General features: G+C 71.9%; 12 protein-coding genes and 1 other RNA gene. 8 read left to right on the forward strand and 5 right to left on the reverse strand.

Annotation, left to right across the window (positions count from 1 at the left end; genetic code table 11):
- Positions 1-7: 7 nt before the first annotated feature.
- Complete coding sequence (locus tag ACFT9I_RS03335) at positions 8-1,327, reverse strand: Bcr/CflA family multidrug efflux MFS transporter (RefSeq protein WP_382560253.1); 1,320 nt, start codon at positions 1,325-1,327, stop codon at positions 8-10.
- An 83-nt stretch (positions 1,328-1,410) separates the two neighbouring features.
- Here ACFT9I_RS03335 and ACFT9I_RS03340 point away from each other — a divergent pair, with 83 nt between their 5' ends.
- A complete protein-coding gene (locus tag ACFT9I_RS03340) occupies positions 1,411-2,442 on the forward strand; it encodes a Gfo/Idh/MocA family protein (RefSeq protein WP_382559994.1) in 1,032 nt (343 codons plus the stop codon).
- Positions 2,443-2,479: 37 nt separating this feature from the next.
- On the opposite strand, the gene ACFT9I_RS03345 is transcribed toward ACFT9I_RS03340, so the two are convergent.
- Positions 2,480-4,126: an alkaline phosphatase D family protein gene (locus tag ACFT9I_RS03345; RefSeq protein ID WP_382559997.1), complete on the reverse strand. Its 1,647-nt coding sequence runs from the start codon at positions 4,124-4,126 to the stop codon at positions 2,480-2,482.
- A 224-nt stretch (positions 4,127-4,350) separates the two neighbouring features.
- On the opposite strand from ACFT9I_RS03345, the gene ACFT9I_RS03350 reads away from it, so the two are divergent.
- Both ACFT9I_RS03350 and ACFT9I_RS03355 read left to right on the forward strand, forming a co-directional pair.
- Positions 4,351-5,130, forward strand: coding sequence for an SDR family oxidoreductase (locus tag ACFT9I_RS03350; protein ID WP_382559999.1), 780 nt, complete (start codon positions 4,351-4,353; stop codon positions 5,128-5,130).
- A gap of 66 nt (positions 5,131-5,196) precedes the next feature.
- Positions 5,197-6,090, forward strand: a complete 894-nt coding sequence (locus ACFT9I_RS03355) for a PhzF family phenazine biosynthesis protein (RefSeq protein ID WP_382560002.1) — start codon at positions 5,197-5,199, stop codon at positions 6,088-6,090.
- Positions 6,091-6,128: 38 nt separating this feature from the next.
- On the opposite strand, the gene ACFT9I_RS03360 is transcribed toward ACFT9I_RS03355, so the two are convergent.
- A complete protein-coding gene (locus ACFT9I_RS03360) occupies positions 6,129-7,148 on the reverse strand; it encodes a hypothetical protein (protein ID WP_382560005.1) in 1,020 nt (339 codons plus the stop codon).
- 616 nt (positions 7,149-7,764) lie between these two features.
- Between ACFT9I_RS03360 and ACFT9I_RS03365 the strand changes: the two genes are divergently transcribed.
- Complete coding sequence (locus tag ACFT9I_RS03365) at positions 7,765-8,115, forward strand: hypothetical protein (RefSeq protein ID WP_382560007.1); 351 nt, start codon at positions 7,765-7,767, stop codon at positions 8,113-8,115.
- 12 nt (positions 8,116-8,127) lie between these two features.
- Here ACFT9I_RS03365 and ACFT9I_RS03370 read toward each other — a convergent pair whose 3' ends face one another.
- Together ACFT9I_RS03370 and rnpB are read right to left on the reverse strand one after the other, a co-directional pair.
- The gene (locus ACFT9I_RS03370; RefSeq protein WP_382560009.1) at positions 8,128-8,352 is read right to left on the reverse strand and encodes a hypothetical protein; all 225 of its coding nucleotides are present in this window, start codon (positions 8,350-8,352) and stop codon (positions 8,128-8,130) included.
- Positions 8,353-8,462: 110 nt separating this feature from the next.
- Positions 8,463-8,864, reverse strand: an RNA gene (rnpB, locus tag ACFT9I_RS03375) — RNase P RNA component class A.
- 95 nt (positions 8,865-8,959) lie between these two features.
- Between rnpB and ACFT9I_RS03380 the strand changes: the two genes are divergently transcribed.
- The 4 genes from ACFT9I_RS03380 (at position 8,960) to eda (ending at position 12,113) form a co-directional block, all read left to right on the forward strand.
- Positions 8,960-9,709 (forward strand): MerR family transcriptional regulator, encoded by a 750-nt coding sequence (locus ACFT9I_RS03380; RefSeq protein WP_382560012.1) that lies wholly within the window; start codon positions 8,960-8,962, stop codon positions 9,707-9,709.
- Positions 9,706-10,566, forward strand: a complete 861-nt coding sequence (locus tag ACFT9I_RS03385; protein WP_382560015.1) for a hypothetical protein — start codon at positions 9,706-9,708, stop codon at positions 10,564-10,566. The genes ACFT9I_RS03380 and ACFT9I_RS03385 overlap by 4 nt, the downstream gene beginning before the upstream one ends.
- Positions 10,567-10,620: 54 nt before the next feature.
- Positions 10,621-11,421 carry a peroxide stress protein YaaA gene (gene yaaA, locus ACFT9I_RS03390; protein ID WP_382560018.1) on the forward strand — a complete coding sequence of 267 codons (801 nt, stop codon included), beginning with the start codon at positions 10,621-10,623 and terminating at the stop codon, positions 11,419-11,421.
- A 77-nt stretch (positions 11,422-11,498) separates the two neighbouring features.
- A complete protein-coding gene (eda, locus tag ACFT9I_RS03395; protein ID WP_382560021.1) occupies positions 11,499-12,113 on the forward strand; it encodes a bifunctional 4-hydroxy-2-oxoglutarate aldolase/2-dehydro-3-deoxy-phosphogluconate aldolase in 615 nt (204 codons plus the stop codon).
- The last annotated feature ends 240 nt before the right edge of the window (positions 12,114-12,353 follow it).

The following is a 12,353-nucleotide window of genomic DNA, read 5'->3' on the forward strand; positions in this document are numbered from 1 at the left end:
GACCCGCTCAGGTACCGGCCGGCTGCGCCGCCCGGTGCTGCGGCTGCCAGGGGCGGCACAGCGCCAGGAAGCAGACCAGCGAACCGACTCCGCACACCACCTGTACGACGGCCATCGGCACCGCCGTGGCCTCGCCCGCGATCCCGACGAGCGGGGAGGCGATGGCACCGATCAGGAACGACGCCGTACCGATGAGGGCCGACGCCGATCCGGCGGCGTGCGGGGTGCGCATCAGGGCCTGCGCGTTGGTGTTGGGCATCGCGAGCCCCATCGCCGACATCAGGACGAACAGCCCGGCCGCGACCGGGAAGAGGCCGGGCTCGCCGAACACCCCGCTCGTCAGCAGCAGCAGCGCGAGACCGGCGAGTGTGATGACGACCAGACCGAAGGCCAGCACCTTGTCCATGCTGACCCGGCCGACGAGCAGCCGGCCGTTGATCTGCCCGACGGTGATCAGGCCGATGGAGTTGATGCCGAAGAGCAGGCTGTACATCTGCGGCGAGGCGCCGTAGATCTCCTGCACCACGAACGGCGAGGCCGCGATGTACGCGAACAGGGCCGCGAAGGCGAGCCCGCCTGCCAGCATGTAGCCGGTGAACACACGGTCGGCGAGCAGCCCGCGCATCGTGCCGAGCGCCTCGCCGACACCGCCGCTGTGCCGCTTCTCACTCGGCAGTGTCTCGTGCAGCCACTTCACGACGACGAGGGTCAGCGCGATGCCGACGGCCGTCAGGACGACGAAGATGCCGCGCCAGTCGGTGACCTGGAGCACCTGGCCGCCGATCACCGGGGCGATGACCGGCGCGACGCCGGAGATCAGCATCAGGGTGGAGAAGAAGCGGGCCATCTCGACGCCGTCGTAGAGATCACGCACCACGGCGCGGGCGATCACGATGCCCGCCGCACCGGCCAGTCCCTGGAGGAGGCGGAAGCCGATGAGCAGTTCGACGGTGGGGGCCAGGGCGCAGATCGCGGTGGCGAAGACGTACACGACCATGCCGAGCAGCAGGGGCTTTCGCCGTCCCCACCTGTCGCTCATCGGTCCTACGACGAGCTGGCCGAGGGCCATACCGGTCAGACACGCGGTGAGGGTGAGCTGCGCGGTCGCGGCCGACGAGCCGAGGGCGCGGGTGACGGCGGGCAGTGCCGGGAGGTACATGTCCATCGACAGCGGCGGCAGGGCGGTCAGCCCGCCGAGGACGAGGGTGACGACGATGCCGGCACGCCGTGCTGCGGGGATGCCGACGGCGGTGTCGGCCTCTGTCAGGGTCGAAGCGGTGGGTATGTGTCCTTTGCGTGAGCGTGTGGTCTGGCCGCCGTCCGGCATTCGCATCTCCATGTAGTTGAAACCCTCCCTATGCTCTCAGCTCCGGCCATGTGGTCGAGACCTTTTTTGTGTAAGGGGCATATATGACGGCGGAACACGACAGAGACGGCGGGAGCGGCACCGGCTCCGGCACGACGCGGTGGGGCGTTCTGGCCACGGGCGGTATCGCGGCGACGTTCACCGGGGACGTACAGGCCATGGCGGGCGCGGAGGTCGTCGCCGTGGCCTCACGGAGTGAGGCGTCGGCGAAGGCGTTCGCCGACCGGTTCGACATCCCACGGGCGTACGGCGACTGGGCCGGGCTGCTCGCCGATCCGGACGTGGACGTCGTGTACGTCGCGACGCCGCACTCCGCGCACCGCGCCGCGGCGGGGCTCGCCCTCGAAGCGGGAAAGCCGGTGCTGTGCGAGAAGGCGTTCACGCTCAACGCGCGCGAGGCGCGGGAGTTGGTGACGCTGGCGCGTGAGCGGGGTCTCTTCCTGATGGAGGCCATGTGGATGTACTGCAGTCCGGTCGTCCGGCGGATGACGGAGCTGATCACGGACGGGGCGATCGGTGAAGTCCGCACGGTGCAGGCGGACTTCGGGCTCCAGGGTCCCTTCGGTCCCGAGCACCGGCTGCGTGATCCCGCGCTCGGCGGCGGGGCGCTGCTGGACCTCGGCGTCTACCCGGTGTCGTTCGCGCAGCTGATCCTGGGCGAGCCCGACCGCGTACAGGCCGACGCGCTGCTCTCGCCCGAGGGCGTGGATCTCAACACCGGGATGCTGCTGGGCTGGGACTCCGGGGCGACCGCTCTGCTCAGTTGCTCGGTGACCGCCGGGACGCCGTCGACAGCGACGGTGACCGGCACGGCGGGCCGGATCGAGCTGCCGAGCGGCTTCTTCGCGCCGGACTCCTTTGTGCTGCACCGGGACGGGCGGGATCCCGAACAGCACACGGTGGAGAGCCCGTTGACGGGTATGCAGCACGAGGCGGCCGAGGTGGTGCGCTGTCTGCGGGCCGGGGAGACGGAGTCGCCGCTGGTGCCGCTGGACGGCAGCCTGGCGGTGATGCGGACGCTCGACGCGGTACGTGAGCGCGTCGGCGTCCGCTACCCGGTGGACGAGGCTTCCTGACGGACCGTCAGGGAACAGGCGGTCAGGAGGCAGGCGGTCAGGCGGGCTTGAGGCCCGGGTCGCCCGCCTCGGTCACGAAGGACCCGGCCGTCGACAGGGGCGCGCCGGGAGTCGTGACGGCGGACACCGTCTTGAAGTCGGCGCGCGCCTCCTGCCTGCCGAGCGTGACGGTCACATAGCCGCGCCGCCCGTTGTAGAACTTCATGTGCGGGTTGGCGGCGGTGAGGTTGGACCAGTTGGACGGCTTGTCCGCGCCGTCCTTTCCGCTGGCGATGGAGGTGGCGACGATCTCGGTTCCGACGGTGCGGGACGCGGGGTCGTTGAAGTCGGCCTTGAGGTCGAAGCCGTAACCGACGTGTACGTCTCCGGTCAGCACCATCAGGTTGTCCAGGCCGGCCGCCTCCGCGCCGTCCAGGATCCGCTTGCGGGACGCCGGGTAGCCGTCCCAGCCGTCCATCGACAGCTTGAAGTCCGGCCGGGGCACGTCGCGTCGCTGCGCGAAGGTGACCTGCTGCGGCAGCAGGTTCCAGGTGGCGCGGGACTGCTTCCAGCCGTTCAGCAGCCACCGCTCCTGCGTCTCGCCGGTCATGGTGCGCGTCGGGTCCTCGGACTCCGGGCCGGGGACCTGCCAGCCGTCCCCGTACGCCTGGTTGGAGCGGTACTGCCGGGTGTCGAGGATGTCGAACTGAGCGAGGCGCCCGAAGTGCAGCCGGCGGTAGAGCTGCATGTCGGGGCCGTCGGGCCGCTGCGGGGTGCGCAGGGGCTGGTTCTCCCAGTACGCGCGGTAGGCGGCGGCCCTGCGGAGCAGGAACTCCTCCGGCGGCACGTCGTTCTCGGGCGTCTCGTCCGCGTAGTTGTTCTCGGTCTCGTGGTCGTCCCACGTGACGATGAAGGGGTGCGCTGCGTGCGCGGCCATCAGGTCCGGGTCGGACTTGTAGAGGCCGTAACGCAGCCGGTAGTCCTCCAGCGTGACCGTCTCGCGGTTGTAGTGCGCGGGCAACCGCCGGTCGGTGTAGTTGCGCGCGCCGCCGACCGCCGTCACGGCGTACTCGTAGAGGTAGTCGCCGAGGTGGATGACGACGTCGAGGTCCTCGGCGGCCAGGTGCTTGTACGCGGTGAAGTAGCCGTCGTGGTACGCCTGGCAGGAGACGGCGGCGAGCTTGAGTTCCCCGATGTTCGCGGAGCGCGCGGGGGCGGTACGGGTGCGGCCGACCGGGCTGATCCACTTGCCGGCGCGGAAGCGGTAGAAGTAGAACCGGTCCCAGTCGAGGCCGGGGACGTCGACGTGGACGCTGTGGTCGAACTCGGGGTGGGCGGTGGTGGTTCCCCGTCTGACGATCCGGGTGAACCGCTCGTCGTGGGAGACCTCCCAGCGTACGGAGACCCGGGCGCGGGGCAGGCCGCTGTCGCCCTGGTACGGGCTGGGGGCGAGACGGGTCCAGAGCAGTACGGAGGTGGGCTGCGGGTCGCCCGAGCCGACGCCGAGCGTGAAGGGGTCGCTCTTGATCTTCGCGGCGTCCAGCTCGGCGGCGCTCGCGGTGCCCGCCGTGGGCAGGTTGACGGCGAAGGCGAGCGCGGCGGCGGCGCCGGTGACGGTGAGGAACCTGCGACGGCCGAGGTGCGCGGCGGCGGCCCTGAGTTCGGGTGAGTGCGTGGCGCGTGAACTCGTCTGCACGGGTGTCATGTTGGTGTGCCCTCCCCTGACGGCTGTTGTCATAGGAAGTGCAGCCGGACGCGACGTCGGACCGTTGTCGGGTACACAACATCGGGATGGCCGCCTGATGAGTTCCCCGTGCGCTCGTTATATGCCACCGTCCGGGCGGTACGGTCACGGCTCGCCGGGCCCCGTACTCCACCCGTACTCCCTCAGGTCCTCCCGCCGGTCCTCCTGCCGTACGCTGCGGGCCCATGACTGCTGTGCGGAAGATCGCTGTGGTGACGGGAGCGGGTTCGGGCATCGGACGGGGCGTCACGCTCGCCCTGGCCGGGGCGGGCTGGTCGGTGGTGCTCGCGGGACGGAAGGCGGAGCGCCTGGCGGAGACGGCGGCGCTGGCGGCTCCGGCGGCTCCGGCGGCTCCGGCGGACGCCGACCTGGTGTGCGTGCCGACGGACGTGGCGCGGCCGGAGGACGTGGACGCGCTCTTCGAGACGGTGCGGGAGCGGTACGGCCGGATCGACTTCCTCTTCAACAACGCGGGCACGTTCGGCCCCGGCGGCGTACCGCTGGAGGATCTGCCCTACTCGGCGTGGCGCAAGGTCGTCGACACCAACCTGACGGGCTCGTTCCTGTGCGCGCAGGCGGCGTACCGGCTGATGAAGGACCAGGACCCGCAGGGCGGCCGGATCATCAACAACGGTTCGATCTCCGCGCACGCGCCGCGCCCGGACTCGGTGGCGTACACGGCGACGAAGCACGCCCTCACCGGACTCACCAAGTCACTGTCCCTGGACGGCCGTCCGTACCGCATCGCGTGCGGCCAGATCGACATCGGCAACGCGGCGACGGACATGACGCAGCGCATGCAGCGGGGCGTCCCGCAGGCGAACGGCGAACTGGCGGTGGAGCCGGTGATGGACGCGGCGGACGTGGCGACGACGGTGCTGCACATGGCGGAGCTGCCGCTGGAGGCGAACATCCAGTTCGCGACGGTGCTGGCGACGGCGATGCCGTTCATCGGGCGGGGCTGAAAGGCTGAGGGCTCGGGGTCCGTGGGCGGTGGGAATGACTCCCCGCCCACGGTCGTTGGCACCCGCATGAGCGCACCTGCTGACGCCACCCTGACCGGCGAAGTCCTCCGTTACACGGCCTTCTCGACCGATCCCTCCGGCGGCAACCCCGCCGGCGTCGTGCTCGACGCGTCCGGGCTGACGGACGACACGATGCTCGCGATCGCCGCCGGCCTCGGCTACAGCGAGTCCGCGTTCCTGACGCCGGCACCGGACGGCGTGGGCGAGCCGGGGCGGGCCTTCACCATCAGGTACTTCAGCCCGAAGGCCGAGGTCCCGTTCTGCGGCCACGCCACGGTCGCCACCGCGGTCGCGCTGGCCGAGCGGATCGGCGCGGGCGACCTGGTCTTCGAGACGCGCGCCGGGACCGTACCGGTGACGGTCACGGCCGCCGGGGACGGCGGTGCGCCGCGCGCCACCCTCACCAGCGTCGAGCCGCACGTGGCGGACGTCGCCGACGCCGACCTCGCCGAGGCGCTGGCCGCGCTCGGCTGGCCGGCCGGTGATCTCGACCCGGCGCTGCCGTCCCGTATCGCCTACGGCGGAGCCCGCCACCTCGTCATCGGCGCGGCGACCCGGGCCCGGCTGGCGGACCTGAGTTACGACTTCGCCCGCCTCGAAGCGCTGATGCACCGGCTGGACCTGACCACGGTCCAACTGGTGTGGCGGGAGTCGGCGGACGTCTTCCACGTACGCGACCCGTTCCCGGTGGGCGGTGTGGTGGAGGACCCGGCGACGGGCGCGGCCGCGGCGGCGTTCGGGGCGTACGCGCGTGAACTCGCCCTCGTCCCGCAGGAGTCGGTGCTCACGCTCCACCAGGGCGTGGACATGGGCCGGCCGGGGGTGCTGACGGTGGAACTGCGGTCGGGCGACGCGCGCGTACGGGTGTCGGGCGCGGCGGCCCTGATCCCCGCGGAGTAGGGGGTCCCGTACGCGTGGGTCGCCCGTCGCGTTCGGGGCTACTTCGGGTCGGCGACCCGCGCGTACCAGCTGTCCGCCTCGTCCTGTCCGAGGACGCGCTCAAGCACCAGATCGCCACTCATGCCGGGGAAGAACCGCCCCGCCGGCCAGCTCCGTTCGTACGGCGGCGGGTCGAGGACCAGCAGCCGCGCGCCGTCGACGACCGGGATGTCGGACGGAGTCCCCTCGTTCCAGATCCAACTGCCGTCGGGGGCAAGCAGGTTGTACGTGCCGGTGGTGAGGACCTGCCCTTCCGTCTCCCGGCACACGGCTATCGCCTCGGCGCTCGGGCTCTCGCCCGGCACGTGCAGCCCGCCGACGAGCGCCCCGGCCACCAGCGTGTGGAGCTGGAAGTTGTCGCCGATGCCGGTCATCCGCATCAGATAGGCGGTACGCGTCTCGCGGTGCAGGACGACCAGCGGCTCGTCGTCGAGCACGCGGAGCGCGTACGCGAGACACTTGAACTCCTCACCCGCGCCACCCGCCGCCTGGACCCGCTCCACGAGCGACCTCAACTCGCCCCCGTCCGCCCCGACCCGCTGGCGTACGGCCTTGCTGTTGAGCAGCGCGACCGATGCCATCTGCCACTCGGGCAGCGTCCACCAGCCGAACGCGGCCTCGGCCCCGACCCGCTCGACCACCTGGTCGTCCAGCTCGGTCCGGCCGGGGTCGGGCAGTTCGCCGCCGCCGGTGGCCGTCCACCGCTCGGTGAACCGGAGGGCGGCGGTCAATGCCTCACGTACTCCCGCGAATACGCCCGGCGCACACGGCTCCGGGTCGGCGCCGCGCTCGACACAGGCGCCGACCAGCACGGCGGTCACCGCGCGGGGCCCCGGCGGGAGCTGGTCCAGCAGAGCGGCCAACCGGGGCGCGGTCAGGTGGAGTTCGTCCGGACCCGCCTCCTGGAAAGCCTGGTGGAGAAGGGGGAAGGCGCGATCGCAACGCTCGCCGTCCTGATCGCGCACGGCGGACTCGAACTCACCGAGAGCTGCCGTCAATGTGTGTGGTCCCGAGGTCATCCGCGTACCCTATTCGACCCGTCTCGGGCGTATCAGGACGGTGTGCCGAAGGCCACGGCCGCCGAGGCGCAGCCCCGGAACACGGCCACGGCGTGGGCCTCTGCCTCCACGGCCCTCCGATCGGCGCCGGACAGCCACCGGCTGTTCAACGCCCGTACGGGGACGGGCCGCTTCGGCCCGCAGTGCCACGCCCGGTTCCCGCTTGGTGAGCACCCACGCCGTCGAGGACGTCGGGCAGCACGTCGGCGATCATGCCGGTCACCTCGACGGCCGTACGCCCGAGCTTGTCCGGCACCGCTACGAAGCCGGGGACCGCCGTGCTGGTCTGCGCCTGTGTCGAGCGTGGCGCCGGCGGTGAGTCCCGGCACGCGGGCGCGCAGGGCGAGGGCGGCCGTGCCGGGCGGAGTGTTCCGCACACCGCAGGCACCGGCGGCGGCCGTCGGGGGCGCGACGGGCCCGGTCAGCCCGTGCCGGCTCATCCGGAAGGCGACGACCCACGCCCGGTCGACGTCGGGGCCGGGATCCGGACGGGTTCGGCATCGCGCTGGTTCACGTCTCACTCCTCCGGCTCGCGCTGCTACCGACGCGTCCCATCCTGCCCGCCTATGCTCACGGCATGGAGCAGAGCGAGGTCCTGAAACGCGTGATCGGCATCCTGACGCAGGCCGGTGACTGGCAGCGCCGACTTGAGGAGGACACCAGCCAGGAACAGGACATGGACGCCGAGATGGGCGTCGTGACCGAACTGCTCAACGAGACGATGCCGCGCGTCGAGGTACCGGCCGACGCGACTCCGGAGGAACTCAGCGCCCTGCTCGGCCGGGAGGTCGGCGGCGCCGTGGAACAGCTCGTGGGCGCCTTCACGCTCGCCTTCGTCACCCTGGCCCGCGTCCACGACGCGGGCAGCCCCGACGTCTCGTCGGCGGACATCCTCCAGGACCTGGCACTGCGCGCCGAGGAACTGTGACCGGACGGCCCGTCACCGCCCCCGGTTCCTGGGGTGGTCACGGGCCGTCCGCTCGTTCCCGAACTTGTACGCCCCGGTCCACCGCGCCATCACCAACTGCGCGTCCCCGCCCTCGACCTGAGCCAGAAACTTGTCGGCCCGCCCCCCACGCAAGGTGCTCGCCACCCGCCCCTGATGCGTGATGACGACACTGCCGTCGGCGTGCCGCTCGTAACTGAAGCCTGCGGGTGGGGGCATACCCCCTATCCTCACCGGCGCCCCGCACCCCGGCCACACCATTTCCCGCCTCCACGCGCCGCGCGTCACGCGCGCGGCAGAGTGTGGGAGGCGCCGGAACGGGGGGGCGGCAGACGAGTCGGGCTCTACGCCGGATTCTGTCGCCCGGTCGCCTCGCGGCGGCCGGGGAGACGGCCATCCATCTAGGACCGACGTTGCCGTCGGCCTCCTGCGGTCTACCCGCGAACTCGGGCGGGCAGCCCTCGAACGTTCGCGCAGGGCCGTCTCGCGACGGCCCCTCTTGACCTTGCTCCAAGTGGGGTTTACCTAGCCGCCTGAGTCACCTCAGGCGCTGGTGGTCTCTTACACCACCGTTTCACCCTTACCGGGGACCGAAATCCCCGGCGGTCTGTTTTCTGTGGCACTGTCCCGCGGGTCACCCCGGGTGGGCGTTACCCACCACCTTGCCCTGTGGAGTCCGGACGTTCCTCGGGAAGATCCAGGGATCCTCACGCGGCCGTCCGCCCGGCTCGTCTGCCGTGATCGTCATGGTACCCGCCCGAGCCGGCCTGGCCGCCCCGCCGGTCGTCCTTGACCTTGCCGCAGCGTCAGGGTTTCTACTGGGCTCATGCGAATCGGCGAGATCGCCGCACTCGTGGGGGTCACCTCGCGGGCGGTGCGGCACTACCACCACATGGGGCTGCTGCCCGAGCCCGAGCGGCTGGCCAACGGGTACCGCGTCTACTCCGTACGCGATGCCGTCCTCCTCGCCCGGATCCGGCGGCTCTCGGAGCTGGGGCTCAGCCTGGACGAGGTACGGGACGTGCTCGCCGACGACGCCGGGCGGGAGCTGGCCGAGGTGCTCGGCGAGCTGGACGCGGATCTGGCGCGGCAGGAGGAGGAGATCCGGGTCAGACGGCGCAGGCTCGCCGAGCTGATGGAGGAGGGGACGCTGCCTCCCGAGGGGCCGGTGTCGCCCACGCTGGCGCGGTTGCTGCGGGACATGCCGGAGACGACTTCGGTGATGGCGGCCAAGGACCGCGAACTCCTCACGCTGCTCGACACCGTCGGTGGCGACGAGATCATCTACGACGCCCTGCACCCCTTGACCCACGACCCGGATCTCCTCGGGCTCTACGACCGCCTCGACGAACTGGCGGGTGCGGCGACGGACGACCCCCGGATCGGGCCGCTCGCCGCCGCGCTGGCGGCCGTCATCCCGGACGAGGTGCTGGCCAAGCTGTCGAGGACGGACAGCCCCGCGCTGGAGGGGTTCGGCGCCGCGTTTCTCGCCGACTTCGCCCCCGCCCAGGCCGAGGTGGCACGACAGGTGATGGAAGAACTCGCGAAGAGGACGGACGGGGAGGGACCTAGATGAGCAGAGCCCTGTGGGTGTTCGTGCCGGCCGAGCTGACGCTGGTCGTGTGTCTGGCGGCGGGCGTGGACGTCCCGGCGCCGGTGATCCGGGCCGCCGAGGCCGTCGTCCTCACCCTGCTGGTGACGGAAGCCGTGCTCGTACGTCGGCACTACAAGGCCTCGCGCCTGGCCGGGGCCGAACGGCGGGCCGCCCTCGCGCGGGCGGTGGAGGCCGCCGTACCGGCCACCGCGCGCCGACTGCTCGTCAACGAGGCGCGGGGACTGACCAGCCTCGTACGGTGGGTGGCCCGGCGTACGCACGGTGTACGCGAGGGCGATCTCGCCGCCCCGTACACCGGCCCGCAGACGGCGATGATGTACGGCTTCCTGTTCGTGTCCGTCGTCGAGACCGTGGCGCTGGCGATCCTCATCCCCTGGCCGCTGGTGCACATGATCATGCTGGTGCTGGACGTGTACGGCGTGCTGATGCTGCTCGCGCTGCACGCGAGCTGTGTCACCCGCCCGCACGTCGTGGGCGCCGACGGGTCGCTCCGGGTGCGCTGGGGCGCGCTGTTCGACATGCCGATCGGGAGCGCCCAGATCGTCTCGGCCCGTGTCGAACGCCGTTACCCGGACGGCTCGTTGGTCAAGATCGACGAGCCCGGCGGGACGCTCGACCTGATCGTGGGCGGCCAGACGACCGTACGGGTGGAGCTGACGGAGCCGGTCGAGTTCGTACGGCCGATGGGCGGGCGCGGTACGGCGACGGTGGTCCGCTTCCACGCGGACGACCCGGAGGCGCTGGTGGGCCGGCTCAAGGCGTCCCTCGCCGACCGGGAGGACGAGGCACCGGACGGGATCGCTCCCCGCGTCGCTTAACCTGGCGGACCGGGGGCCGCACCCCCCGTCGTCACGTCCTTGAGGAGAACCACCGTGCTCGTGCTGTTGCCGCCGTCGGAAGGCAAGGCCGCTTCCGGCCGCGGGGCTCCGCTGAAGCCGGAATCACTGTCGCTGCCCGGACTGGCCGAGGCGCGGGCCGCCGTGCTGGACGAGCTGGTCGAGCTGTGCGCCGCCGACGAGGAGAAGGCCGCGGAGGTCCTGGGGCTGAGCGAGGGCCTGCGCGGCGAGATCGCCAAGAACGTGGAGCTGCGGACCGCGGGGACGCGCCCGGCCGGGGACATCTACACCGGCGTCCTGTACGACGCGCTCGGCCTCGCCACGCTGGACACCGCCGCCCGGCGGCGCGCCGGGAAGTCGCTGCTGGTCTTCTCCGGGCTCTGGGGCGCGGTACGGATCGGCGACCGGATTCCGTCGTACCGCTGCTCGATGGGCGTGAAGCTGCCGGGCGTCGGGGCGCTGAGCACCCACTGGCGGAAGGCGATGGCCCCGGTCCTGCCCGAGGTGGCGGGGGACGGGCTCGTACTGGATCTGCGCTCGTCGTCGTACGCGCCCGCCTGGAAGCCGGCGGGCGATGTCGCGGCCCGTACGGCGACGGTGCGCGTCCTGCACGCGCAGATGGTGGACGGTGTCGAGAAGCGGTCGGTGGTCAGCCACTTCAACAAGGCCACGAAGGGGCGGCTCGTCCGGGACCTGCTCATGGCCGGTGCCCGGCCGAAGAAGCCCGAGCAACTCGTGGAGACGCTGCGCGAGTTGGGGTACGTGGTGGAGGTCGCGGCGCCGGGCAGGGCCGGGCAGTCGTGGTCGCTGGACGTGGTGGTGACGGAGATCCACTGAAGGGTCCCGCCGGGCGGCCGTTGCGCAGGGTGCAACGGCCGTTGCGGGGAGCGTGGACGGCGCGGCAGGATGGCGGCATGACCTCCGTGCTCGACCTCGCCCCCGTTGTCCCTGTCGTCGTCGTGGACGACGTCGCCGACGCCGTGCCGCTGGCCCGCGCCCTCGTGGCCGGCGGGCTGCCCGCGATCGAGGTGACGCTGCGCACCCCGGTCGCGCTGGACGCGATCCGGGCGATCGCCGCGGCGGTGCCGGACGCGGTGGTGGGCGCCGGGACGGTCATCTCGCCGCGGTCGGTCACGGACTCGGTGACAGCCGGGGCGCGCTTCCTGGTCAGCCCCGGCTGGACGGACACGCTGCTGGAGGCGATGCGGACGTCGGGGGTGCCGTTCCTGCCGGGCGTCTCGACGACGTCGGAGGTCGTGGCGCTGCTGGAGCGCGGCGTGACGGAGATGAAGTTCTTCCCGGCGGAGGCGGCGGGCGGTACGGCGTATCTCAAGGCCCTGTCGGGGCCCTTGCCCCAGGCGCGGTTCTGCCCGACGGGCGGGATCTCCCTGGCGTCGGCCGGGTCGTATCTGGCGCTGGGGAACGTGGGCTGCGTGGGCGGCTCGTGGATGCTGCCGGCGGACGCGATCGCGACGAAGGACTGGGGCCGGGTGGAGAAACTGGCCCGCGAGGCGGCGTCCCTGCGCTGACGCCGCCCGCCGTCGAGCGGCTTCGTCCTCAATCGCCGGACGGGCCGGGTGTCTTGTCCTCAGCCGACACCGGCCCTGGGCCGTGTCCGACAGATCCCACAGATCCCACCTGACGCGCGACACCGGGCCTCCGCCCTGCGATCACACGCAACGACGAGCCACCAGCCGCTCCACAGCGGAGCGCGGGCCCCGCCCTGCTCGCGGACGAGGCCTTCGGCCGCGACAAGCGGATACGCGCGG

This window comes from Streptomyces sp. NPDC057137, assembly GCF_042670825.1.
Lineage (GTDB): Bacteria > Actinomycetota > Actinomycetes > Streptomycetales > Streptomycetaceae > Streptomyces.

What these genes read in the sequence shown, in the direction of transcription:
- ACFT9I_RS03335 (WP_382560253.1), bottom strand. Translation starts at nt 1,327, where the DNA reads ATGCCGGACGGCGGCCAGACCACACGCTCACGCAAAGGACACATACCC.
- ACFT9I_RS03340 (WP_382559994.1), top strand. Translation starts at nt 1,411, where the DNA reads ATGACGGCGGAACACGACAGAGACGGCGGGAGCGGCACCGGCTCCGGC.
- ACFT9I_RS03345 (WP_382559997.1), bottom strand. Translation starts at nt 4,126, where the DNA reads ATGACACCCGTGCAGACGAGTTCACGCGCCACGCACTCACCCGAACTC.
- ACFT9I_RS03350 (WP_382559999.1), top strand. Translation starts at nt 4,351, where the DNA reads ATGACTGCTGTGCGGAAGATCGCTGTGGTGACGGGAGCGGGTTCGGGC.
- ACFT9I_RS03355 (WP_382560002.1), top strand. Translation starts at nt 5,197, where the DNA reads ATGAGCGCACCTGCTGACGCCACCCTGACCGGCGAAGTCCTCCGTTAC.
- ACFT9I_RS03360 (WP_382560005.1), bottom strand. Translation starts at nt 7,148, where the DNA reads ATGACCTCGGGACCACACACATTGACGGCAGCTCTCGGTGAGTTCGAG.
- ACFT9I_RS03365 (WP_382560007.1), top strand. Translation starts at nt 7,765, where the DNA reads ATGGAGCAGAGCGAGGTCCTGAAACGCGTGATCGGCATCCTGACGCAG.
- ACFT9I_RS03370 (WP_382560009.1), bottom strand. Translation starts at nt 8,352, where the DNA reads ATGCCCCCACCCGCAGGCTTCAGTTACGAGCGGCACGCCGACGGCAGT.
- ACFT9I_RS03380 (WP_382560012.1), top strand. Translation starts at nt 8,960, where the DNA reads ATGCGAATCGGCGAGATCGCCGCACTCGTGGGGGTCACCTCGCGGGCG.
- ACFT9I_RS03385 (WP_382560015.1), top strand. Translation starts at nt 9,706, where the DNA reads ATGAGCAGAGCCCTGTGGGTGTTCGTGCCGGCCGAGCTGACGCTGGTC.
- eda (WP_382560021.1), top strand. Translation starts at nt 11,499, where the DNA reads ATGACCTCCGTGCTCGACCTCGCCCCCGTTGTCCCTGTCGTCGTCGTG.